At 72.6% G+C, this 23,244-nt stretch carries 22 protein-coding genes; 12 read left to right on the forward strand and 10 right to left on the reverse strand.

Going from position 1 to position 23,244, the window contains the following annotated elements:
- Positions 1-4: 4 nt before the first annotated feature.
- Positions 5-664 (forward strand): endonuclease NucS, encoded by a 660-nt coding sequence (gene nucS, locus ABD993_RS05405; protein WP_345413314.1) that lies wholly within the window; start codon positions 5-7, stop codon positions 662-664.
- Here nucS and ABD993_RS05410 read toward each other — a convergent pair.
- The gene (locus tag ABD993_RS05410; protein ID WP_345413316.1) at positions 616-1,245 is read right to left on the reverse strand and encodes a TetR/AcrR family transcriptional regulator; all 630 of its coding nucleotides are present in this window, start codon (positions 1,243-1,245) and stop codon (positions 616-618) included. The genes nucS and ABD993_RS05410 overlap by 49 nt on opposite strands.
- A gap of 43 nt (positions 1,246-1,288) precedes the next feature.
- A complete protein-coding gene (locus ABD993_RS05415; protein ID WP_345413319.1) occupies positions 1,289-1,774 on the reverse strand; it encodes a hypothetical protein in 486 nt (161 codons plus the stop codon).
- Positions 1,775-1,895: 121 nt separating this feature from the next.
- Here ABD993_RS05415 and ABD993_RS05420 point away from each other — a divergent pair, with 121 nt between their 5' ends.
- The 3 genes from ABD993_RS05420 to ABD993_RS05430 all read left to right on the forward strand — a co-directional run bounded on the left by ABD993_RS05420 (position 1,896) and on the right by ABD993_RS05430 (position 5,678).
- Positions 1,896-3,383, forward strand: coding sequence for an aldehyde dehydrogenase family protein (locus tag ABD993_RS05420; protein ID WP_345413321.1), 1,488 nt, complete (start codon positions 1,896-1,898; stop codon positions 3,381-3,383).
- A 106-nt stretch (positions 3,384-3,489) separates the two neighbouring features.
- Positions 3,490-5,277, forward strand: a complete 1,788-nt coding sequence (locus ABD993_RS05425) for a 3-hydroxyacyl-CoA dehydrogenase family protein (protein WP_345413322.1) — start codon at positions 3,490-3,492, stop codon at positions 5,275-5,277.
- 137 nt (positions 5,278-5,414) lie between these two features.
- Positions 5,415-5,678, forward strand: coding sequence for a hypothetical protein (locus ABD993_RS05430; protein ID WP_425568896.1), 264 nt, complete (start codon positions 5,415-5,417; stop codon positions 5,676-5,678).
- A gap of 136 nt (positions 5,679-5,814) precedes the next feature.
- Here the strand turns inward: ABD993_RS05430 and ABD993_RS05435 are convergent, their stop codons facing one another.
- The 3 genes from ABD993_RS05435 to mce form a co-directional block, all read right to left on the reverse strand.
- Positions 5,815-6,969: a coiled-coil domain-containing protein gene (locus ABD993_RS05435; RefSeq protein ID WP_345413326.1), complete on the reverse strand. Its 1,155-nt coding sequence runs from the start codon at positions 6,967-6,969 to the stop codon at positions 5,815-5,817.
- A 121-nt stretch (positions 6,970-7,090) separates the two neighbouring features.
- Entirely contained in the window at positions 7,091-8,422 is a 1,332-nt protein-coding gene (ccrA, locus tag ABD993_RS05440; RefSeq protein ID WP_345413329.1) for a crotonyl-CoA carboxylase/reductase, read from the reverse strand.
- A gap of 209 nt (positions 8,423-8,631) precedes the next feature.
- On the reverse strand, positions 8,632-9,102 hold the full coding sequence (mce, locus tag ABD993_RS05445) for a methylmalonyl-CoA epimerase (RefSeq protein WP_345413331.1): 471 nt from the start codon (positions 9,100-9,102) through the stop codon (positions 8,632-8,634).
- 143 nt (positions 9,103-9,245) lie between these two features.
- Between mce and ABD993_RS05450 the strand changes: the two genes are divergently transcribed.
- Together ABD993_RS05450 and meaB are read left to right on the forward strand one after the other, a co-directional pair.
- Entirely contained in the window at positions 9,246-10,430 is a 1,185-nt protein-coding gene (locus ABD993_RS05450; protein WP_345413333.1) for an acetyl-CoA C-acetyltransferase, read from the forward strand.
- A 2-nt stretch (positions 10,431-10,432) separates the two neighbouring features.
- Positions 10,433-11,362: a methylmalonyl Co-A mutase-associated GTPase MeaB gene (gene meaB / locus ABD993_RS05455; RefSeq protein ID WP_425568897.1), complete on the forward strand. Its 930-nt coding sequence runs from the start codon at positions 10,433-10,435 to the stop codon at positions 11,360-11,362.
- Here meaB and ABD993_RS05460 read toward each other — a convergent pair.
- Positions 11,359-11,862 (reverse strand): MarR family winged helix-turn-helix transcriptional regulator, encoded by a 504-nt coding sequence (locus ABD993_RS05460; RefSeq protein WP_345413335.1) that lies wholly within the window; start codon positions 11,860-11,862, stop codon positions 11,359-11,361. The genes meaB and ABD993_RS05460 overlap by 4 nt on opposite strands.
- 40 nt (positions 11,863-11,902) lie before the next feature.
- On the opposite strand from ABD993_RS05460, the gene ABD993_RS05465 reads away from it, so the two are divergent.
- Complete coding sequence (locus ABD993_RS05465) at positions 11,903-12,205, forward strand: thiamine-binding protein (protein ID WP_345413336.1); 303 nt, start codon at positions 11,903-11,905, stop codon at positions 12,203-12,205.
- A complete protein-coding gene (locus ABD993_RS05470; protein ID WP_345413337.1) occupies positions 12,202-12,879 on the forward strand; it encodes an alpha/beta fold hydrolase in 678 nt (225 codons plus the stop codon). The genes ABD993_RS05465 and ABD993_RS05470 overlap by 4 nt, the downstream gene beginning before the upstream one ends.
- Positions 12,880-12,944: 65 nt before the next feature.
- Here the strand turns inward: ABD993_RS05470 and ABD993_RS05475 are convergent, their stop codons facing one another.
- Positions 12,945-13,235 carry a hypothetical protein gene (locus ABD993_RS05475; RefSeq protein WP_345413339.1) on the reverse strand — a complete coding sequence of 97 codons (291 nt, stop codon included), beginning with the start codon at positions 13,233-13,235 and terminating at the stop codon, positions 12,945-12,947.
- A gap of 246 nt (positions 13,236-13,481) precedes the next feature.
- On the opposite strand from ABD993_RS05475, the gene ABD993_RS05480 reads away from it, so the two are divergent.
- The 3 genes from ABD993_RS05480 to ABD993_RS05490 are packed head-to-tail and all read left to right on the forward strand — an operon-like array spanning position 13,482 to position 16,567.
- On the forward strand, positions 13,482-14,375 hold the full coding sequence (locus tag ABD993_RS05480) for an SCO6745 family protein (protein ID WP_345413341.1): 894 nt from the start codon (positions 13,482-13,484) through the stop codon (positions 14,373-14,375).
- A 19-nt stretch (positions 14,376-14,394) separates the two neighbouring features.
- Positions 14,395-15,378: a tetratricopeptide repeat protein gene (locus tag ABD993_RS05485; RefSeq protein WP_345413343.1), complete on the forward strand. Its 984-nt coding sequence runs from the start codon at positions 14,395-14,397 to the stop codon at positions 15,376-15,378.
- A gap of 25 nt (positions 15,379-15,403) precedes the next feature.
- On the forward strand, positions 15,404-16,567 hold the full coding sequence (locus ABD993_RS05490; protein WP_345413345.1) for a glycosyltransferase family 87 protein: 1,164 nt from the start codon (positions 15,404-15,406) through the stop codon (positions 16,565-16,567).
- Between the two features lie 101 nt (positions 16,568-16,668).
- On the opposite strand, the gene glgB is transcribed toward ABD993_RS05490, so the two are convergent.
- A complete protein-coding gene (gene glgB, locus ABD993_RS05495) occupies positions 16,669-19,095 on the reverse strand; it encodes a 1,4-alpha-glucan branching protein GlgB (protein WP_345413346.1) in 2,427 nt (808 codons plus the stop codon).
- 391 nt (positions 19,096-19,486) lie between these two features.
- Between glgB and ABD993_RS05500 the strand changes: the two genes are divergently transcribed.
- Entirely contained in the window at positions 19,487-19,948 is a 462-nt protein-coding gene (locus tag ABD993_RS05500) for a VOC family protein (protein WP_345413349.1), read from the forward strand.
- Between the two features lie 156 nt (positions 19,949-20,104).
- Here ABD993_RS05500 and ABD993_RS05505 read toward each other — a convergent pair whose 3' ends face one another.
- Together ABD993_RS05505 and treS are read right to left on the reverse strand one after the other, a co-directional pair.
- On the reverse strand, positions 20,105-21,526 hold the full coding sequence (locus ABD993_RS05505) for a maltokinase N-terminal cap-like domain-containing protein (protein WP_345413351.1): 1,422 nt from the start codon (positions 21,524-21,526) through the stop codon (positions 20,105-20,107).
- Positions 21,523-23,238 carry a maltose alpha-D-glucosyltransferase gene (gene treS, locus ABD993_RS05510; RefSeq protein WP_345413354.1) on the reverse strand — a complete coding sequence of 572 codons (1,716 nt, stop codon included), beginning with the start codon at positions 23,236-23,238 and terminating at the stop codon, positions 21,523-21,525. Before treS ends, ABD993_RS05505 begins: the two co-directional genes overlap by 4 nt.
- Positions 23,239-23,244: the final 6 nt, after the last annotated feature.

Here is a 23,244-nt window from a genome sequence, read left to right on the forward strand (position 1 = left end):
CCGGGTGCGCCTCGTCATCGCCCGCTGCCAGGTGGACTACGTCGGCCGGTTGACCGCCCATCTGCCGATGGCCCCGCGGCTGCTGCTGGTCAAGGCGGACGGCTCGGTCAGCATCCACGCCGACGACCGCGCCTACAAGCCGCTGAACTGGATGAGCCCGCCCTGCTGGCTCACCGAGGAACCCGGGGTGTGGACCGTCCGGAACAAGGCGGACGAGTCGCTGGTGATCACCATCGAGGAGGTCCTGCACGACTCGTCGCACGAGCTCGGTGTGGACCCCGGCCTGGTCAAGGACGGCGTCGAGGCGCACCTGCAGGAGCTGCTCGCCGCCCACCCGGAGACCTTCGGCGAGGGCTACACCCTGGTCCGCCGCGAGTACATGACGGCGATCGGCCCCGTCGACCTGCTGTGCCGGGACGGCGCGGGCGCCCACGTCGCGGTCGAGATCAAGCGGCGCGGGGAGATCGACGGCGTCGAGCAGCTGACCCGGTACCTGGAGCTGATGAACCGCGACCCGCTGCTCGGGCGGGTGGCGGGGGTGTTCGCGGCGCAGCAGATCAAGCCGCAGGCGCGCACGCTGGCCGAGGACCGCGGCATCCGCTGCCTGACCGTGGACTACGACGCGCTGCGCGGCATGGACTCCAAGGACCTGCGGCTGTTCTGAGCGAGCGTCGCCTCGACCTCCGCCGCGACGAAGGCGAGGAGGTCGTCGGCGGGGGCGTCGGGGCGGGTCAGGACCTGGATGAACAGGCCGTTCGTGTGGTATCGGGCGGTCCGCGGGACGTCGATGCGGGCGTCGAGGGCGTGGGCGGCGTGGGTCAGGCCCGCGTCGAGGATCACCGGCAGGTTGGCGATGGTCCGGACGTCTGTCGTGCCGCGCGGCGGGCCCTCGCTGCGGATCGTGTCCTCCTGCACGGCGGCGAACAGCGCGAACGTCATCCGGCGGTCGGCGAGCAGCAGGGTGACGACCTCGCCGAGCGCGGCCCGCAGGACCACGTAGGGCTCCGCCTCGGTGCCTGCCAGCGCCTCGACCCGGGCGCGGGCGGCCTCGATCCGCGGCGCGAACAGGTGCCCGATCAGGGCGTGCTTGCTGCCGAAGTGGTTGTAGCAGGTGGCCGTGGCCACCCCGGCCCGGGCGGCGACCTCGGTGATCCGGGTGCCCTGCCAGCCCTCGGCGGTGAACAGCGCCTCGGCGGCGCCGAGGATCGCCTCGCGGGTCTCCGCGTTGCGTTCCGCCCGTTTCACGGCGGCAGGCTAGCAACGGTGCCGGATGTGTACCTGGAACCCGTTATAGTTTTTCTCCCGCGGGTCCCTCGGGCGGTTCCGTACGGAGGAGGGGTCCGTGCGGCGCGCCGGGGGACCCGTGTGGTCGGGAGCGGGCCGCGACTCCGACGGCGATCCCGAGCCACAGCACGGACGCCAGGTACGCGGCGATCAGGACCATCCCCGCGGTCCAGGCCCAGTCGGGCGCGGCCCGGACGCCGAACAGCTCCAGGACGGGGGTGCCGCCGGGCGGGTCGTCCGCGACGTCCGGCAGGAGCAGGCCGACGAGCAGCAGGGACGTCGCGGCGGTGACGAACGGGGCGGCCACCGACCGCGGCAGGGCGCGCCACCGCAGCACCACCAGCGACAGCACCGGCGGCACGAGCAGCAGCACCGGCCCGACCACGCTGAACACCAGGATCACGAGCATCCAGCCGGGCGCGAGGAACCGCAGCGCGAGCGCGACGACCACCGCCGCCACCTGGAGTGCCACGTTCCATCCCGTCCGCATGGGCTGATCCTCCCGCCCGCGCCCACCGGTCACAGCGGTAGTACCACGCAGATCGGGCCGCGGGTCCGGGAGGGTCGGCGGCGGCACCCGCGGGCCGGGTCGCCCGGCCTAGGGTCGGAGGATGACCAGCACCCCCGTCGTCAGTGCAGTCGGCGCGCAGACCTTCGACTCCCTCGACCCGCGCAGCGGCGAGGTGGTCGGCTCCCATCCCGTGCACTCCGAGGCGGACGTGCGGGCGGCCGTCGGGCGGGCGGAGGCGGCGGCGCGGTGGTGGCGCGGGCTCGGGTTCGCCGGTCGCCGGACCCGGCTGCTGGACTGGAAGAAGGTGCTGGTCGGCAGGCTGGACGAGGTCGCCCGCCTCATCACCGCCGAGACCGGCAAGCCGCTCGACGACGCCCGGCTCGAGCTGGTCCTCGCGATCGACCACGTCGACTGGGCGGCCAAGCACGCCGCGAAGACCCTCGGCGGGCGCACGGTCCCCGCGGGGATGCTCGGGGCCAACCAGTCGGCCACGCTGCGCTACGCGCCGCTCGGCGTCGTCGGGGTGATCGGGCCCTGGAACTACCCGGTGTTCACGCCGATGGGGTCCATCGCCTACGCCCTGGCCGCGGGCAATGCGGTGGTGTTCAAGCCGAGCGAGCTGACCCCCGGCGTCGGCGCGCTCCTCGCCTCGACCCTGCGAGACGCCGTGCCGGAGCGGGACCTGGTCGAGGTCGTCACCGGGTTCGGCGAGACGGGGGCGGCGCTGTGCCGCGCCGGCGTCGGGAAGATCGCGTTCACCGGCTCGACGGCCACGGGGAAGCGGGTGATGGCCGCGTGCGCGGAGACCCTGACCCCGGTGCTGATCGAGTGCGGCGGCAAGGACGCGCTGATCGTCGACGCGTCGGCCGACCTCGAGGCCGCCGCCGACGCGGCCGTCTGGGGCGGGATGGCCAATGCGGGCCAGACGTGTGTGGGCGTCGAACGCGTGTACGTCGTCGAGTCCGTGGCCGAGGAGTTCATCGCGCAGGTGGTCGCGAAGGCGCGCGGGCTGAAAGCGGGCACCGACTTCGGGCCGATGACGATGGCGTCGCAGTCCGACGTCGTGCGCAGACACGTCGCGGACGCGCTGGCCCGAGGGGGGCACGCGGTCGTCGGGGGCGAGGACTCCATCCGCGGGACGACGGTCGAGCCGGTGGTGATCGTCGACGTCCCCGAGGACTCCTCGGCCGTGACCGAGGAGACGTTCGGCCCGCTGATCGTCGTGAACCGGGTGCCGGACGCGGCCGAGGCGGTCCGCAGGGCCAACGCGACCGGGTACGGGCTGGGGGCATCCGTGTTCACCGGGTCGTCCTCGGACGGTGAGTCGCTCGCGGAGTCGCTGCGCTGCGGCATGGTCAGCGTCAACGGCGTGATCTCCTTCGCGGGGATCCCGTCGTTGCCCTTCGGCGGCGTCGGCGACTCGGGCTTCGGCCGGATCCACGGCGAGGACGGGCTGCGCGAGTTCACCCGGCCGCAGGCGGTCGCACGACAGCGGTTCACCCTGCCCGTCCCGGTGACCAGCTTCCGCCGCACCGCCAAGCACATGCAGACGATGATCGGCCTCGTCAAGGCACGTCACGGGCGGTAGACCCTCCGACCGGAGGGGTGTTCCCGGCCTCATGCGTGGGTTACCAAGCACCGGCGTCTGAGACACTCACCCCCAGTAGTCCCTCGAGGCAGCGGGAGGTCATCGCGTGGCACGCGAGTTTCGGACGGTCGGCGTCGTCGGCCTGGGCACCATGGGTGCGGGCATCGTGGAGGTGTTCGCGCGCAGCGGGCTGGACGTGATCGCCGCCGAGGTGACCACCGAGGCCGTCGAGCGCGGCAAGGCGCACCTGGAGACCTCCACCCGGCGGGCGATCGAGCGCGGCAAGATGACGGAGGAGCAGGCCGCGGAGCTGCTCGGTCGGATCTCCACCACGACCGACCTGGCCGATCTGGCGCCCTGCGACCTCGTGGTCGAGGCCGTGCCGGAGTCGCTGGCGCTCAAGGCGAGCGTGTTCGCCGAGGTGGACAAGCACGTCGGCCCGGACACGATCCTGGCGTCCAACACCTCGTCGTTGTCGGTGACCGAGCTGTCGGTGCGGACCGCGCGGCCGGGCAAGGTCGTCGGGATGCACTTCTTCAACCCGGCGCCGGTGCAGAAGCTGGTCGAGCTGGTGCGGACGGTGGTCACCGAGGCGGACGTCGTCGAGGACCTGAAGGCCTTCGCCGCCACGCTGGACAAGGTGCCGGTCGTGATCGGCGACCGTGCCGGGTTCATCGCGAACGCGCTGCTGTTCGGCTACCTCAACCACGCGGCGAAGATGTACGAGTCGCGCTACGCCAGCCGCGAGGACCTCGACGCCGCGATGCGCTACGGCTGCGGCTACCCGATGGGCCCGCTGTCGCTGCTCGACCTGATCGGGCTGGACACCGCGTACGAGATCCTCGAGACGATGTACGCGCAGTCGCGCAACCTGATGCACGCCCCGGCGCCGGTATTCAAGCAGATGATCACCGCCGGGCTGCTGGGCCGGAAGAGCGGCCGCGGCTTCTACACCTACGAGAAGCCGCACAGCAGCAAGGTCGTCGCGGACGCGGAGACGCCGTCGTCGGCGATCACGGAGGGGGTGACCCCGCGGGAGGTCCAGCGGGTCGGGGTCGTCGGTACCGGGACCATGGCCGGTGGGATCGTGCAGGTCTTCGCGCAGGCGGGGTACGACGTCGTGGTCCGTGGGCGCAGCGAGTCGAAGGTCGAGGCCGCGGTCGCGGGGATCCGCAAGTCGCTCGACAAGGCGGTGGTGCGCGGGAAGCTGTCCGAGGAGGACCGGGACGCCACGCTCGGCCGGATCACCCCGACGACCTCGCTGGAGCACTTCGCGGACGTCGACCTCGTCGTCGAGGCGGTCGCCGAGGAGCTGGAGGTCAAGCGGGCCGTGTTCGGCGCGCTGGACGAGATCTGCAAGCCGGGGGCGGTGCTGGCCACCACCACGTCCTCGCTGCCCGTGATCGAGTGCGCGGCGGCCACGAGCAGGCCCGGGGACGTCATCGGGCTGCACTTCTTCAACCCGGCCGCGGTGATGAAGCTGGTCGAGGTGGTCCGCACGATCGGCACCACGCCGGACGTGTCGGCGACCGCCCTGGCGGTCTGCCGGAAGCTGGGCAAGGTCGCGGTGTCCTGCAGCGACCGGGCGGGCTTCATCGTCAACGCGCTGCTGTTCCCGTACCTGAACGACGCGGTGAAGATGCTGGAAGCGCACTACGCCACGGCGGACGACATCGACGCGGCCATGAAGACCGGCTGTGCGCTGCCGATGGGGCCGTTCGAGCTGTTGGACGTCGTGGGGCTGGACGTGTCGCTCGCGATCGAGCGCTCGCTCTACGCCGAGTTCCGCGAGTCCGGCTTCTCCCCGGCCCCGCTGCTCGAGCACCTGGTCACGGCGGGTCGGCTCGGACGCAAGACGGGGCAGGGCTTCCGGGACTACACGGGCGCTCGGTGAAGAGGAGCCCGGCACCGGACTCGGCTGCTGGATCCCCCGATTCCGGCACCGACACCTCCTCACGGAGCGCTCGGTAACCTCGACGCATGGCTCGCGGTCGACGACCCCGTCCCTCGGAGAGAGGGCGGGGTCGTCCCGTGTCCGCGCCCCTGTCCTCCGGGATCGTCACGCGGTCGGAGGACGGGCCGGACGGTGAGTGGGCCGTCCGGCACGTCCCCGGCGGCTCGTCGGTGAAGGACTACCGCTGCCCCGGCTGCGACCAGACCATCCCGGCGGGTGTGGGGCACGTGGTGACGTGGCCCGCGGGGGAGTACGGCAGCGTCGAGGAACGCAGGCACTGGCACCTGCCGTGCTGGAACGCGCGCGGCCGTCGCCGCCCGGGGATCCGCCGCCCCCGCTGAGCCCGCACTCGCGATCAGCACGCGACGGTGAGGGCGCTGCGTTCCGGTCCCGCTCGGACCGATCATGGTCGGTGGGAGTGACAGGAGCGCGGTGTCGGGTGCGCTCCCGTCCCGCTCGGAACGATCGTGGAGTGGGTCAGACGCGGGCGCGGGCGGCCGCCTGTCGCTCCGGGCTCGGGCGGGGGCGGCGCGGGGTGGGCTGGGCCGGGACCGCGCTGGACGCGGGCTCCGGCTCGGCGGCGGCGTCGGACTCGGGTGCCCGGGTCTCGGACTCGGGTGCCCGGGTGTCGGACTCGCGGTCGGTGGTGTCGGACTCGCGGTCGGTGGTGTCGGACTCGGCGGGGAGGGGGGCCAGGGCGTCCAGGTCGGCGGCGAGGGCGGAGCCCGCGGACCGGAGCTGGTCGGCGAGGCGGGCGCGGAGGGTCGTGAGCTCGGCGACCCGGGCCTCGGCGGCCTCGACCAGCCGGGCGGCCTGTCGCTCGGCCGAGAGGACCGTGGTGTTCGCCGCGGCGTCCGCGGTGGCGCGGCGGTCGCGGGCGTAGGCGTCCGCGTCGGCGCGCAGGCCCGCGGTCTCCCGCTCGATCTCGGCCTTCTCGGCCAGGAGGGCGCCGAGGGCGTCCGAGCGGCGCTGGTCCATGGCGAGGCGGAAGTCCTGCTCGACCTCGAGCCGCCGAGCCTCCGACTCGGACCGCAGCCGATCCCGCTCGGCGGCGGCCGCGGTGGCCGCGGCGGCGAGCGCGGCGTCCGACTCGGTGCGCCGGGTGGCGATCTCCTCCTCGGCGGCGAGCTTGTCCTGGGCGGCCTGCGCCTGCAGGGCCTTGGCCTCGGCGGTCATCCGAGCGGCCCGCGCCCGGGCGCGGGTGAGCAGCTCGTCTCGCTCCTGCTCGGCGCGGGCGCGCAGGTCCGCGATCTCGCGGTCCGCCTCCTCGCGGGCCGCGGCGATCTCCGCCTCGGCGGTCGCGCGGGTCTCGTGCACCTCGTCCTCGGCGAGCCGCATCATCGAGCGCATGCGCTCGCTCATGCCCTGCACGCTGTCCGGCGGGCCCGCGAGCCTGCGGACCTGCTGGCGCATCGACTCGACCTGCCCACGGGTGTGGTCCAGCTCGCGGCTGAGCCGAGACACCTGGTCCACGGCGGCGTCCCGGTCCGCGGCCAGCAGTCGGACGTCCGCGTCGATCCGCCGCAGGTGCCCGTTGACCTGCTCGGGGTCGTAGCCCTTGCGGACCACCCGGAACCCGGCCGAGGGCTGGAAACCGGCGTCGTGCGGGAGGTTCTCCGGTTCACCGACCATGCTCGTCACCGTACCGGGCGACGGCACTCGCGGAGCGTCACACGCGGTGCTCCGTCAGCGCCGTCACCCGTCAGGGCGGACAGGTCCGCGCAGAACGGACGCTGCGTTCCGCAGGCTCCTGTCAGACGCCCCGGAACCGGTTGATCGCCTCGAGGTGCTTCGCCCGCTTCTCCGGGTTCGTCACGCCGAGCCCCTCCTCGGGGGAGAGGGCGAGCACGCCGACCTTGCCCTGGTGGGCGTTCTGGTGGACGTCGTAGGCGGCCTGGCCGGTGTCCGCGAGCGGGTAGACCTTCGACAGCGTGGGGTGCACGAGGCCCTTGTCGATCAGCTTGTTGGCCTCCCACGCCTCGCGGTAGTTCGCGAAGTGCGAGCCCACGATCCGCTTGAGGTTCATCCACAGGTACCGGTTGTCGTACTCGTGCATGTACCCCGACGTCGACGCGCAGGTCACGATCGTGCCGCCCTTGCGCGCCACGTAGACCGAGGCGCCGAAGGTCTCGCGGCCCGGGTGCTCGAACACGATGTCCGGGTCGTCCCCGCCGGTGAGCTCGCGGACCTTGGCCCCGAAGCGCTTCCACTCCTTGGGGTCCTGGGTCTGCGGGTCCTTCCAGAACCTGTAGCCCTCCGCGTTGCGGTCGATCACGTGCTCGGCGCCCATGGCCCGGCAGATCTCGGCCTTCTCCGGCGAGGAGACGACGCAGACGGGCGTGGCGCCGCCGTTGAGCGCGAACTGGGTGGCGTACGAGCCGAGCCCGCCGCTCGCGCCCCAGATCAGCACGGTGTCGCCCTGCTTCATGTCGGCGCCGTTGCGCGAGACCAGCTGCCGGTAGGCGGTGGAGTTGACCAGCCCGGGGGAGGCGGCCTCCTCCCAGGTCAGGTGCCCGGGCTTGGGCATGAGCTGGTTGGACTTGACCAGCGCCATCTCGGCCAGGCCGCCGAAGTTGGTCTCGAAGCCCCAGATGCGCTGCTGCGGGTCCATCATCGTGTCCGCGTGCCCGTCCGGGCTCTCCAGCTCGACCGACAGGCAGTGTGCGACGACCTGGTCGCCGGGCTTCCAGGCGTTGACCCCCGGCCCCGTGCGCACCACGACGCCCGCCAGGTCGGACCCCACGATGTGGTACGGCAGGTCGTGCCGCTTGGCCAGCTCCGACTCGCGCCCGTAGCGCTTGAGGAAGCCGAAGGTGGACAGCGGCTCGAAGATCGAGGTCCACACGGTGTTGTAGTTGATGGCGCTGGCCATCACCGCCACGAGCGCCTCGCCCGGGCCGAGCTCCGGCGTGGGCACGGTGTCCAGGTGCAGGCTCTTGCGCGGGTCCTTGTCGCGGGTCTCGATGCCGTCGAACATCCCGGTCTCGTCCTCGTGGACGGTCATGGCCCGGTAGTGGTCCGGTACCGCGAGCCCGCCGACGGCGTCGAACTTCTCGGCGAGGATGGCGTCGAGGATCTCCTGCACGGCTGGGCCTCCGGTGGCGTCGGTCGTGGGCGTTGCTCGGGATACTGAACGGTTACTGCTCAGTATGGTACCCGCAGCATTCTGCTGTCGGCTCGTCCCGGTGGGCGAGATCGTGACGCAGCCCACCACCGCCCGCCCGACTGAATCGACGAAGAAGCCCCTCCGACCAGGTGGAAACCACCTGATCGGAGGGGCCACGGGCCGTCCGGCTAGTGCTCGCGGGCGGGCTCCACGAGCTCGACGAGCACCCCGCCCGCGTCCTTCGGGTGCACGAAGTTGATCCGCGAGTTCGCCGTGCCGCGCTTGGGCTCGGGGTAGAGCAGGCGCAGGCCCTTGGCCTTGAGCGCCTCCATCGCGGCCTCGACGTCCGTCACCCGGTAGGCGAGCTGCTGCAGGCCGGGGCCGTTGCGGTCGAGGAACTTCGCGATGGTCGAGTCCGGCCGCAGCGGGGCCAGCAGCTGGATCCGGGTCGAGGTGGCGGGGTCCGCACCGGGGGCGGCGAGCATCGCCTCCCGCACGCCCTGCTCCTCGTTGACCTCCTCGTGCGTGTTGACCAGGCCGAACACGTCGCCGTACCAGGCGATGGCCTCGTCGAGGTCCGCGACCGCGATGCCCACGTGGTCGATCTGCGTGAGCAGGGATCCGAGCGCGCCGTGGGTCGATTCCGTCTGTGCCGTCATGGGTGCCGATGGTGTCATCCGGAACGCCCGTTCGGCTGCTGTGTGGCTGCTCACCCGTCCGATCGGGCCGTCCGATCATGCCCCGTCGAGAGGTACTGTCCGAGGCCGATCCCGGTTTCACCGTCGTCCCTGGAGGTTCAGTCGTGGCCCAGTCCGTGATCGTCGCCGGTTCCCGAACGCCGGTGGGCCGGCTGCTCGGCTCGCTCAAGGGCTTCTCGGGCGCGCAGCTGGGCGGTATCGCCATCAAGGGTGCCCTGGAGAAGGCGGGCGTCGCCCCCGAGCAGGTCGAATACGTGATCATGGGGCAGGTGCTCACCGCGGGCGCGGGCCAGATCCCGGCGCGGCAGGCGGCCGTCGCCGCGGGCATCCCGATGGACGTCCCGGCGCTGAGCATCAACAAGGTCTGCCTGTCCGGCGTGGACGCGATCGCGCTGGCCGACCAGCTGATCCGCGCGGGCGAGTTCGACATCGTCGTGGCGGGCGGCCAGGAGTCGATGACCCAGGCGCCGCACCTGCTGCCGAAGTCCCGCGAGGGCACCAAGTTCGGCGACACCACCCTCGTCGACCACATGGCCTACGACGGCCTGTTCTGCGCGTTCGACCAGGTCGCGATGGGTGCGTCGACGGAGAAGTACAACAACCGCTACGAGCTGACCCGCGCCGACCAGGACGAGTTCGCCGCGCGCAGCCACCAGCGCGCCGCGGCCGCCCAGAAGAACGGCGTGTTCGACGAGGAGATCACCCCCGTCGAGATCCCGCAGCGCAAGGGCGACCCGATCGTCTTCTCGACCGACGAGGGCGTGCGCGCCGACACCACGGTGGAGAGCCTGGGCAAGCTCCGCCCGGCGTTCTCCGCGGACGGCACCATCACCGCGGGCACGTCGTCGCAGATCTCGGACGGGGCCGCCGCCGTCGTCGTGATGAGCAAGGCCAAGGCCGAGGAGCTGGGCCTGAGCTGGCTCGCCGAGATCGGCGCCCACGGCGTCGTCGCGGGGCCGGACGCCTCGCTGCAGGAGCAGCCCGCGAACGCGATCACCAAGGCCTGCGAGAAGCAGGGCATCACGCCTGCGGACCTGGACCTGGTCGAGATCAACGAGGCCTTCGCGGCCGTCGGCGTGGTCTCCGCCCGCAAGCTCGGGCTGAGCGAGGACAAGGTCAACGTCAACGGCGGGGCCATCGCCGTCGGGCACCCGATCGGCATGTCCGGCGCGCGGATCGCGCTGCACCTGGCGCTGGAGCTCAAGCGCCGCGGCGGCGGGGTCGGCGCGGCCGCGCTCTGCGGCGGTGGCGGGCAGGGCGACGCCCTGATCCTGACCGTGCCCGCCTGAGAGTGGAGTCCCCCCGGGAGCTGGTCGACCGCGCGCTGCAGGGACAGCAGCGCGCGGTCGCCCGGCTGATCTCGCTCGTCGAGAGCGGGTCGGAGGACCTGCCCGAGGTCGCGGCGCTGCTCGCGCCGCACACCGGGCGGGCGCAGGTCGTCGGGCTGACGGGGTCGCCGGGCGTCGGCAAGTCGACGACCACCTCGGCCCTGGTCTCCGCGTTCCGGGCCGCGGGAAAGCGGGTCGGGGTGCTGGCGGTGGACCCGTCGTCGCCGTTCTCCGGCGGGGCGCTGCTCGGCGACCGGGTCCGGATGGGCGACCACGCCCTGGACGAGGGCGTCTTCATCCGGTCGATGGCCACCCGCGGCCACCTCGGCGGGCTGGCCTGGGCCACCCCCCAGGCCCTGCGGGTGCTCGACGCCGCGGGGTGTGACGTCGTGCTCGTCGAGACCGTCGGGGTGGGCCAGTCGGAGATCGACGTGGTCTCGCTGGCGGACACGACCGTCGTGCTGCTCGCGCCCGGGATGGGGGACGGGGTGCAGGCCGCCAAGGCCGGGATCCTGGAGATCGCGGACGTGTTCGTGGTCAACAAGGCGGACCGCGACGGCGCCGCCCAGACCGTCCGCGACCTGCGCTACATGATGTCGCTGGGCTCGCGGCACGACGACTGGAAGCCCCCCGTCTGCAGGACCGTCGCCGCTCGCGGCGAGGGCATCGACGAGGTTGCGAAGGCGATCGACGAGCACCGCGCCTGGCTGGAGTCCTCCGGCGAGGGGGCGCGGCGGCGGCGGCGCCGGGCGGAGGCCGAGATCGAGGCGATCGCGCTGGAGAAGGTCCGCGTCCGGCTGGACTCGGCGGGCGTCGCGCGGTTCGCGGACGCGGTGGTGTCCGGCGAGCTCGACCCCTACGCCGCCGCGGACCGGCTGCTGACGTCGCTCTAGCGGAAGTCGCCCGAGGCCGAGCGGATCCGGCTGAGCAGGGCGAACAGCGTCTTCTTGTCGTCCTCGTCCACACCCACCAGGCCGAAGTCGACGTCCGTGACGGACTTGGTGGCCTCGGCGAGCCGGGCGACGCCTGCGTCGGTGATCTCCACGAGCGTGGCGCGGCGGTCGGTGGGGTGCGGGATGCGGCGGACCAGCCCGTCCCCCTGCAGCCGGTCGACGATGTTCGTGACGCTGGTCGGGTGCAGCTGCAGCCGCTCGCCCATCACCCGCATCGGCAGCTTCCCGGTCCGCGAGAAGGACAGCAGCACCAGCGCCTCGTAGCGGGCGAAGGTCAGGCTGTGCGGCTTGAGCGCGCCGTCCACGGCGGCCTGCAGGATCTGCTGCACCCGCATGACGCTGGTGACCGCGCGCATGGTCGACGACGGCCCGACGCGCTCCGCCCACAGCTCGGCCGCCCGGTCGATCGGGTCGAAGGGGAGCGGGCCGTGCGATGCCATGCAGCGACGCTAGCAGGGCGGATCATGCGAAGGTGGGCCCATGCTCTTCGCCTTCAGCATCGCTCCCTCCGGCAGCGCGACCGAGGACGGCAGCGTCAGCGCGGCCGTCGCCGAGGCGGTCCGGGTCGTCCGGGCCTCCGGACTGCCGCACGAGACGACGTCGATGTTCACCACCATCGAGTCCGAGACCTGGGACGAGGGGATGGCGGTGGTCAAGGCCGCCGTCGAGGCCGTCCAGGCGCACTCGTCGCGGGTGAGCCTGGTGCTCAAGGCCGACATCCGTCCGGGCTACACCGGTCAGCTCACCGCGAAGGTGGAGCGGATCGACCAGGCCCTGCAGTGACCACGGTCGTCCTGTTGCACGGCGCGTGGCACCGCGGATCGTGCTGGGCGCCGCTGCAGCAGGCGCTGGCGGCCCCGTCGATCGCCCCGGACCTGCCGGACGGCCCCGCCGGTGCGGCGGAGTACGCGGAGTCCGTGGAGGTCCCGGCAGGTGAGCTGGTGGTCGTCGGGCACTCCCTCGGCGGCCTGACCGCGCCCGTCCTGGCGGCCCTGCACGAGGACCGGGTGCGGGCGTTGGTCCTGCTCGCGGCCATGGTGCCGGAGCCTGGGTCGTCGCACCTGGACCTCATGCGCGCCGACCCGACGATCAGCGGCCGCGGTCCCGTCGGGCCGATGCGGGGGCCGGAGGGCACCACGGTGTGGCGGCCCGAGGACGCGCGGGCAGGTCTCTATGCCGGGGTCGCCGAGGAGCTCGGGGACGAGGGCCCCGTGGAGGCGGCGATCGCCGAGCTGCGTCCCCAGTCGACGGTGGTCACCAAGGAGGTCACGCCGCTGAAGGCCTGGCCCGAGGTCCGCACGGTCTCGGTCGTCTGCGCCGATGACCGGATCGCGGGCCCCGACGCCTCCCGCCGGATCGCCCGGGAGCGCGGGTTCGAGCTGCGTGAGCTGGCCGGCGGGCACTTCCCGATGCTCACCCGCCCCCGCGAGCTCGCGGCGCTTCTCGAGACCCTGTAGAACGCACGAACGGCACTCTTGTGCGGTAGGTCCGCACAAGAGTGCCGTTTGTGGGAAAAGGCAGGTCAGGCGATGTTCATGGTGAAGAAGAACACGCCGACCAGGATCGCGGCGAAGCCCAGGGCCATCGCGATCTTGGCCGGCTTGGCGGTCTCCGGGTTGCGGACCGCGAGGCCGCCGAGGACCAGCGCGGCGACACCGCCGACCCAGCCCGCGATCGAGATGGGGCTGACCACCAGCGCGATGATGCCGACGATCAGGGCGATCTTGCCCAGCGCCGGGCTCTGCTGACGCGCGGTCTTCTTCCGGGCGTCGGCGAGGAGGCGGTCGGCGGTCTCGGTGGTGTTGTCGCTCATGGGCGCTCCTCCTTCTCAGGGACGGTCTCGGGGCGAGGAGGTCCGTCCACGTCTACGCAGGGTGACCTCGCGGCCACGTCGTTCTGTCCAACGAGCGCCCGGCGCCGGTGGTGCTCCGCCGGACCGGTGATCAACGTGGCCGTGGACGCGGACTCCGCGTGGCCGGCCACCACCGGATCGGCCCAATGCGGGTCCACGGCCCGGGACCTACGGTCGGGGGCGGCAGCGTCGCGAAAGGAGCTCCGGATGACCGTGAACGAGGCGGTGACCAGCGCGGACGTCGAGCACCGCGCCCGTCGGATGTGGCGTTCGCTGGAGCCTGTGCACGCGGTGACCTACTTCGCCCCCGAGTCCCGCGAGGCGGGTGAGTCGTTGGGGCTGCGCGGGTTCTTCCGCGGCTACTTCGGTCAGCGGGCCGCGCCGTTGGGTCCCGTGCCCGCCGAGGTCGTCACGGCGCTGTTCTACAACTTCGCGCCGGGGTTCGTGGCGCGGTCGGTCCCGCAGATCTGGAGCGTCGCCGCACCGGAGCAGCTGCTGGCGGCCCGGCTGGACGCCGTCGACCGGGCGCTGCGGCGGTCGCTCGGTGAGCTCGTCGACTCCGCCGAGGTGGCCGAGGCCGCCGAGCTGGCCCGGGAGGCCGCGCTCGCCGTCCCGACCGCCGGGCGGGCGCTGGCCGCCGCCAACGCCGCGCTGCCGTGGCCCGAGGCGCCGCACCTCGTCATCTGGCACGCCCAGACGATCCTGCGCGAGCAGCGCGGCGACGGGCACGTGGCCGCGCTGGTCGGCGCGGACCTCGATCCGGTGGAGACGCTCGTCGTGTTCGCGGACGCCCAGGACCTGCCGGGGGACTGGCTGCGGGAGCGGCGGGGCTGGACGCCGCACGAGTGGGCGGCCGCGCAGGAGCGCCTCGCCGCCCGCGGACTGCTCGACGGAGCGGCCCTCACCCCGGCGGGGAGGGCGCTGTCCGCCCAGGTCGAGGCGGTGACGGACACCCTCGCCGACCGGGCGTGGCAGGCGCTGGGGGACGAGCGCACGGCCCGGCTGGCGGCGCTCGCGGCGCCCCTGGTGCAGCGGATCCTGGCGGCCGGGGACTTCCTCGAGCAGAACCCGATGGGGCTGGTCCCCACCCGGTCGGGCTGATCGTGCCAGGATGGTCGGCGTGTCTCGTCCCAACCCCCGTGCAGCTCAGACGGCGGCGCTGTCGTCCGCGATGGCGGGCGCCGTCGACCTCTCCGCGCTGAAGGCCCGTTCCGAGGCGGCTGCGCGTGCGCAGTCCGCGCCTGCCTCCGCACCGCCCTCCGGCGGTGGTGGCGGTGGCGACCAGTACGTGATCGACGTCAGTGAGGCGAGCTTCCAGGCGGACGTCCTGGAGCGGTCGCTGCAGGTCCCCGTGATCGTGGACCTGTGGGCCACCTGGTGCGAGCCGTGCAAGCAGCTCTCCCCGGTCCTCGAGCGGCTGGCGGCGGCGAGCGGCGGCGCATGGATCCTCGCCAAGGTGGACGTGGACGCCAACCAGCGGATCGCGCAGGCCTTCGGCGTGCAGTCGATCCCGATGGTGGTCGCGGTCGTCGGCGGGCAGCCGGTGGACGCCTTCCAGGGCGCGCTGCCCGAGTCGCAGGTCAAGGACTGGATCCAGCGCCTGCTGGACGCCCTGCGCGAGCGCATGCCCGCGATCGCCGAGGGTGAGGCGCGAGCCGCCGCGGGCGGCGCCGTCGAGCCCGAGGAGGAGCCAGAGGACCCGCGGTTCACCGCGGCCGAGGACGCCCTCGAGGCCGGGGACTACGCCGAGGCCGAGGCCGCCTACCAGCGGATCCTGGACCAGGAGCCGGCGAACGAGATGGCCAAGGCGGCGATCGCCCAGGTGCGCTTCCTCGCCCGCGCGGAGGCCGCGGACCCCGCGTCGATCGCGGCCGCGGACGCCGCACCGGAGGACGTGACCGCCCAGCTCGCCGCGGCGGACGCCGAGGTGGCGCTGGACAGGGCGGAGGCGGCGTTCCAGCGGCTGGTGAACACCGTCGCGCGGACGTTCGACGAGGAGCGCGAGAAGGTCCGCGAGCACCTGGTCGGCCTCTTCGAGCTGTTCCCGGCGGACGACCCGCGGGTCGCGAAGGCGCGCCGGGCCCTGGGCCGCGCGCTGTTCTAGGAGCGCGCTGGTCTACCGTCGCGGCGTGTCGACTGTTGCCGAGCCCGCCGTGGGTCGCGGGCGGGCGGCGGGGCGGATCGCGGCGGTGCTGGTGGCCGTCGCTGCCCTCGGGCTCGCGGTCGGGCTGACCGTCGCGCACCCGGCGGGCCTGGTCACGCTGCTGCCCTCCGCGGACATGCGCGAGCTCCACGTCGACTTCGACACCTTCTGGCAGTCGGCGTCCGCGCTGATCCACGGCACGGACATCTACTCCACGCCCGCGAAGCTGCGGAACCTCAACCCGCCGCTGCTCTCGCTCCTGCTCGCCCCGCTCACCGGGCTGGACCCGCTCACCGCGTACCGGGTGTTCGCCGCGCTCACGCTGGTCCTCGTGCTCGCCGCGGTGGTCGTCGTGTGCCGAGAGCTGCGGCTGTCCTGGGGCTGGACGGTCGGCGCCACGGTCGCCATGGCGCTGTCGTCGCCGCTGCACGGCACGCTGCTGCTCGGCCAGATCTACGGCGTCCTGCTGGCCCTGCTGGTGGCGGGCTGGGTGTGCGAGCGGCGCGGGCACCCCGTGGCCGCGGGGGTCTGCTACGGCGTGGCGGTCGCGCTCAAGCCTTCCCTGGCCCCGGTCCTGCTGCTGCCGCTGGTGCAACGTCGGTGGCGGTCGTTCTGGGCGGGGGCCGCGGGCGCCGGGGTGGCGACCGTGCTGGGGGCCCTCGCGGCGGGCCCGTCGAGCGCGCTGGAGTGGTTGCGGATCGGGTTCACCGAACCCGTCCCGGACGTGCTGGACAACGCCGCCCTGCCCGGCTTCCTCCTCCGGCTGGGTCTGCCCTCGGCGATCGGGACGGCGCTCGGGCTCGTCGCCCTCGTCGGCACGCTGGTGTGGGTCGTGCGCCGGGAGGCCGATCCCGCGGGCACCGCGCCGTTCGCGGTGATCGCGGCGGGGCTGCTGATGTCCCCGATCTCCTGGCACAACTACCTGCTGCTGCTCTGGCCCGGGATCCTGGTCGCGGTGGCCGCGGGCCTGGTGCGGGAGTGGGCGGCGGCGCTGCTCGTGCTGGCGCTGGTCCCCGTGAGCTGGGGTGACCTCTGGACGGACGGGAACCCCTGGTCCCCGCTCGCCCGCGGCCTCTACACCGCGATCCTGGTCGCGTACTGGGCCACTCTGCTCCGCACTGCACCCCGGAGCGGCGCGCGGCGGTTCTGAGCCCGCACGTTTCGTGCTCTCAGCGCGGTTCACACCGCACTGAGAGCACGAAGACGCCGATCATGCCGCGCTGAGCGCACGAAACGTGCAGTCAGGCCGGGTCAGATGTCTGTGGAGTCCTCGTCGGCCGGGCCGACCTCGGGTACCCCGCGAACCTCGGGTACCCCGCGAACCTCGGGTACCCCGCGAACCTCGGGTACCCCGCGAACCTCGGGAGCGTGCGACGCACCCGCCGGAGGGGCCTGCACGGCGGGCTCCGTCGCCGTCGGCGTCGCGGTCGCGGCGATGCGCTTCGGGTGCACCGGGCCGCCGGACTCCTCCGGCACCAACCACAGCACGCCCGACGGCGGCAGGGTCAGCACCGCGCTGGCCGGGCGCCCGTGCCACGGCGTGCGCTCCGCGTGGACGGTCCCGAGGTTCCCGACACCGGACCCGCCGTAGGACTGCGAGTCCGTGTTGACCAGCTCCCTCCACCGCCCCGCGAAGGGCAGGCCCACGCGGTAGTCCCCGCGTGGCCGGCCGGAGAAGTTGGCGATCGCGGCCAGCACGGCCGGGCGGCCGTCGTGGTCGGTGCCCTGGCGCAGGAAGGACAGCACGTTGCCCGCGGCGTCGTTGGCGTCGATCCAGGAGAAGCCCCCCGGGGAGACGTCCATCGTCCACAGCGCCGGGTGGTCCTTATAGGCCCGGTTGAGGTCGCCGACGAGGGTCTTGATCCCGCCGTGCAGCGGGTCCGCGAGCAGCTCCCAGTCCAGCGAGCGCTCCTCGGACCACTCCCGGACCTGCCCGAACTCCTGGCCCATGAACAGCAGCTGCTTGCCCGGGTGGGCCCACATGAAGGCCAGCAGAGCACGGACGTTCGCGGCCTTGTTCCAGTCGTCCCCGGGCATCCGGGTCCACAGCGAGCCCTTGCCGTGCACGACCTCGTCGTGGCTGATCGGCAGGACGTAGTTCTCGCTGAACGCGTACATCAGCGAGAACGTCAGCTGGTTGTGGTGGTAGGCGCGGTGCACGGGGTCGTGCCCGATGTAGTCGAGCGTGTCGTGCATCCAGCCCATGTTCCACTTCAGCCCGAAGCCGAGCCCGCCCATGTACGTGGGCCGCGTGACGCCCGGCCACGCCGTCGACTCCTCGGCGATGGTGACGGCGCCGGGGTGGTCCTTGTAGACCGTCGCGTTCATCTCCTGCAGGAAGGAGACGGCGTCGAGGTTCTCGCGGCCGCCGTGGATGTTCGGCAGCCACTGCCCGTCCGGGCGGGAGTAGTCCAGGTAGAGCATCGAGGCGACCGCGTCGACGCGCAGGCCGTCGATGTGGAACTGGTCGAACCAGAACAGTGCGTTCGCCACGAGGAAGTTGCGGACCTCGGAGCGGCCGAAGTCGAACACGAGCGTGCCCCAGTCCGGCTGCTCGCCGCGGCGGGGGTCCGCGTGCTCGTAGAGCGCGGTGCCGTCGAACTTCGCCAACGCCCACTCGTCCCGCGGGAAGTGCGCGGGCACCCAGTCGACGATCACGCCGTAGCCGTGCTGGTGCAGGTGGTCGACGAAGTAGCGGAAGTCGTCCGGGGTGCCGAACCGGCTGGTCGGGGCGAAGTAGCTCGTGACCTGGTAGCCCCAGGAGCCGCCGAAGGGATGCTCGGCCACGGGCAGCAGCTCGACGTGGGTGAAGCCGGTCTCGTCCAGGTACTCGACGAGCTGCTCGGCGATCTGCCGGTAGTCGTTGCCCTGCCGCCACGAGCCGAGGTGCAGCTCGTAGACGCTCATCGGCTCGGCGTGCGGCTGGCGGACGGCGCGCGCGGCCATCCACTCCTCGTCCTGCCACTCGTGGTGCAGCGAGGTGACGACCGACGCGGTCTGCGGGGGGATCTCGGTGGCGAACGCCATCGGGTCCGCCTTGTCCCGCCAGACGCCGTCCTGGCCCAGGATCCGGTACTTGTACCGCGTCCCGACCCCGACGCCGGGCACGAACAGCTCCCAGACGCCGGAGGAGCCCAGCGAGCGCATCGGGTGCGCCCAGCCCGCCCAGCCGTCGAAGTCCCCGGTGACGCGCACGCCCTGGGCGTTCGGCGCCCAGACGGCGAAGCTGGTCCCGGTCACCTGGCCGGAGGCGGTGTCGTAGGCGCGCACGTGCGCGCCGAGCACCTCCCAGAGCCGCTCGTGGCGGCCCTCGCCGATCAGGTGCAGGTCGACCTCGCCGAGCGTGGGCAGCCAGCGGTACGGGTCGTCGACGACGTCCGTGCGGTCGCCGTAGCGCACCGCGATCCGGTAGTCCCCGCCCGGCCCGTCGACCACGCCGGAGAACAGCCCGGCGTCGTGCACCTTGACCAGCGGGTGGGCGTCCGTCGGGTCGCCGTTGCGCAGGACCGAGACCTCGTCCGCGTGCGGGCGGAGGACGCGGACGACCGTGCCGCCCGAGGCGATCGGGTGCGCCCCCAGGACGCCGTGTGGGTTGTGGTGGGCGCCACCCAGCAGACGGTCGGTCGTCGCCTGGTCCGGCGGGCAGGGGTCGATCGTGCGGGTGTCCTCGTGTGCCACCCCGGAACCCTATTGCCGCGAGCCTCCAGCCGCCCAACCTGGTCCGCCAAACGGGTTGCGTCACTTGGGTTACAGATCTCCGACCGATCGGTCGGACGCGTGGAGGGGGGTCGAGTTCGAGGCCGTCCGGCTCACGGAGCGGTACGGGGAGGGGCCGCTGTCGAGGTCGGATCATGATGTGCGGCAGCGACTACGGGGCCGCTCCCGGATGCCGTGCCTTCCGTCGGCGCGGTGCCGGACGCGCGGCTGCACCCGCGCCGCACGGCTCGCCACCGCCTGGGTGGGACGGTGGCCGCGGCAGGGGATGCCGCCCTCCCGGGTGTCCGAGGTGCCGGGCCGGGCGGTCGCCGTGGGCGGTGGGAACGTCGGACCCCTCTGGTAGGCAACCCGCATGAGCCGCCACGTCCAGGTCACGTTCGACGCCCACGACCCGCGAGCCCTGTCCCGCTTCTGGGCCGAGGTCCTCGGGTACGTCCATCCCGGACCGCCCGGCGTCGAGGTCCCGGAGGGCGTCGATCCGCTGGCGGTGTGGGACCAGTTCCTCGCCCGCATCGGGGTTCCCGAGGACCAGCGCAACTCGCGCTCGGCGATCGAGGACCCCGAGGGCGTCGGCCCGCGGGTGTTCTTCCAGCAGGTCCCGGAGGACAAGGTCGCCAAGAACCGGGTCCACCTGGACGTCCGCGCCGCCCCCGGGCTGCAGGGCGACGAGCGGATGGCGGCATTGGAGGCCGAGGCCGCCCGCCTCGTCGCCCTGGGCGCCACCCGCCTGGCGCGCGAGGACCCCGCACCCCCGATGAGCAACGGCCACCTCGTCCTCGCCGATCCCGAGGGCAACGAGTTCTGCCTCGACTAGGGCGGGACGGGGTGGCCACGACGGCCGCCCGGTCGTCCGCCGCGATCAGGGCCGCGTCGTGGTCGGGCAGGTCGGAGCCCCGGCCGGTGAGGAGCGTGGTGTCGGACCCGCGGGCTCGGGCGTCGGGCTCGCGGGCTCGGGTGTCGGGCTCGCGGACTAGAGGGAGATGGTGGGGTCCGAGGCGGAGTCCACCGCGTCGACCCCCTTCTCCTCCGCCTCCGCGACCAGCCGGGCGATCGCGGAGAGGGGGATGACCGCCCAGGTGGGCCGGGAGCGGACCTCGTAGAGCACCTCGTACACGGCCTTGTCCAGCTCGAAGGCGCGCAGGACCGCGGCTTCGGAGCGGGGGTCGCGGCCGGAGGCGAAGGCGTAGCCGTCGCAGAAGGCGGAGCGGTTGCGGACCGCCCACTCGTCCGCCCGGTGCTGGAGCTGCTGCTCCTCGTGCTGGTCGGAGTGGTCGCCGAGGACGACCTGGTGGTAGACGGCGTAGTCGAACGAGCGCAGCATCCCCGCGACGTCCCGCAGCGGGGAGTCCATCCGGCGGCGCTCGGGCAGCGCGGTGGCGGGCTCGCCCTCGAAGTCGATCACGAGCCAGCCGCGTGGGGTGCGCAGCGTCTGGCCGAGGTGCAGGTCGCCGTGCACGCGTTGGGTGGGGATGTCGCCCTCGAGCGCGGCGTAGACGGCACGGACCCCGTCCGCGTGCCGAGCCAGCTCGGGGACCTGCGCGACCGCACCGGCCAGCCGCGCCTCCAGCGCCGACCGCAGCTCGGCGGCCGGTCGGGTCCCGGTGCCCAGCGCCTGGGCCAGCTCCTTGTGCACGACCGCGACGGTCTCGCCGAGCCGCCGCGACTCGGCGGCGAAGTCCCCGCCGACCTCGCTGGCGTACAGGTCCGCCTCGGCGAAGAGGTCCCGCACGCTGGTCAGGGCCATCGCCCAGCCCTCGGCCGAGTTCGACGCGAAGTCCTGCAGCATGCCCAGGGTGGCGGGCTGCCCGTCGAGCACCCCTTCGATCGCACCCTGCAGGGAGGCGACCTCGGCGCTGCCGACCGAGCGCAGGGCGCGGTGCAGCTCCAGGTCCGGGTTGACGCCCGCCGCGACCTTGCGGAACAGCTTGAGGATGCTCTTCTCGCCGTAGGCCACCGAGGTGTTCGACTGCTCCACCCCGAGCAGCCGCCCGACGCCGGCGCGGGGTAGCTCGACCCCGGGCTCGGGGACGAACCGCACGTCCCCGTACTGCGACCCGGAACGGATGGCCTGCAACAGGAAGGCCGTGGCCTCGTGGTCCCACATCGCGTCGAAGGCGATGCGGTCGCCGACCGCGCCGATCGTGGCGTGCTCCAGCTCCGACGACGGGTGGTGCCGCCTGCCGACCAGCACCTGGAAGTGCTCGGGTGCCGCGGAGTCCACGAAGGACACCCGCAGCAGGCACAGGTCGAGGAGCAACTCACCCTCGCTGATCAGGGAGGTCTCGGCGGCGACCGCGATGGACGCCACCGGCCTGCCCTTGGCCGGGAACCAGCGCTGGCGCGCCAGGTAGTCCGGCAGGTGGGTGGGCAGCTCTTCGGCGAGTGCCGTCATGCATCGTCCTCCGCAGATCGGATCACGAACCAGTAGAACCCGTGCCCCGGCAGCGTCAGCAGGAACGGCAGCTGGCCGATCCGGGGGAAGGGGACCCCACCGGTCAGCTCGTGGGGCACACAGCCCTCCCATCCGGACAGGTCCAGCTCGACCGGCTGCGGGAAACGGCTCATGTTGTTGACGCACAGCACGGTGTCGCCCTCGTGCGTGCGCGTGTAGGCCAGCACGGACGGGTTCGACCCGCCCAGCTCGTGGTAGTCGCCGAGGCCGAAGGCGGTGTGCCGCTTGCGCACCTCGATCATGTGTCGGTTCCAGTTGAGCAGCGAGGTCGACGAGTTCGACTGCGCCTCGACGTTCACCGCCTGGTAGCCGTACACCGGGTCCATCACGATCGGCAGGTAGAGCCTGCCCGGGTCGCAGAAGGAGAACCCGGCGTTGCGGTCCGGGCTCCACTGCATCGGGCTGCGGACCGCGTCCCGGTCGCCCAGCCAGATGTTGTCCCCCATGCCGATCTCGTCGCCGTAGTAGAGGACGGGGGAGCCGGGCAGCGACAGGAGCAATGCGGTGAACAGCTCCAGCTGGTTGCGGTCGTTCTCCAGCAGCGGGGCCAGCCGCCTGCGGATGCCGATGTTGGCCTTCATCCGCGGGTCCTTGGCGTACTCCGCGTACATGTAGTCGCGCTCCTCGTCGCTGACCATCTCGAGCGTGAGCTCGTCGTGGTTGCGCAGGAAGATGCCCCACTGCGCGCCGGACGGGATCGGCGGCGTCTGGGCCAGGATCTCCGAGATCGGGAAGCGGTTCTCCCGCCGGACCGCCATGAAGATGCGCGGCATCAGCGGGAAGTGGAAGGCCATGTGGCACTCGTCCCCGCCGACGGCGGGGTCACCGAAGTACTCCACCACGTCCGACGGCCACTGGTTGGCCTCGGCGAGCATGACCCGGCCGGGGTACTCGTCGTCCAGCACCTTGCGGCAGCGCTTGAGGAAGGAGTGGGTCTCGGTGAGGTTCTCGCAGTTGGTGCCCTCGCGCTCGTAGAGGTAGGGCACGGCGTCCAGCCGGAAGCCGTCGATCCCGAGGTCCAGCCAGAAGCGCAGGACGTCGATCATGGCCTCCTGCACGGCCGGGTTGTCGTAGTTCAGGTCCGGCTGGTGGGAGAAGAAGCGGTGCCAGTAGAACTGGCCGCGGACCGGGTCGTAGGTCCAGTTCGAGGTCTCGGTGTCGACGAAGATGATCCGCGCGTCGGCGTAGCGGGTGTCGTCGTCCGACCAGACGAAGAAGTCCCCGTACGGCCCGTCCGGGTTGCGCCGGGACTCCTCGAACCAGGGGTGCTGGTCCGAGCAGTGGTTCATGACCAGGTCGGTGATGACCCGGATGCCGCGCTTGTGCGCCTCGTCCAGCAGGTAGACGAAGTCGTCCACGGTGCCGAACTCCGGCAGCACCGCGCGGAAGTCCCGGATGTCGTACCCGCCGTCTCGCAGGGGCGAGTCGTAGAACGGGGGCAGCCAGAGGCAGTCCACACCGAGCCACTGGATGTAGTCCAGCTTCTCGGTGAGCCCCCGCAGGTCGCCGAAGCCGTCCCGGTTCGAGTCGTTGAACGCACGGACCAGCACCTCGTAGAACACCGCGGACTTGAACCAGTCCGGCTGCACCTCGAGCGTGCGCGCGTGGCCGAACTCCTCGGACCCGGGCTCTTCCACGACATGGTCACTCATCGGTAC

It is taken from the genome of Pseudonocardia xishanensis (assembly GCF_039541715.1).
GTDB classification, from domain to species: Bacteria; Actinomycetota; Actinomycetes; order Mycobacteriales; family Pseudonocardiaceae; genus Pseudonocardia; species Pseudonocardia xishanensis.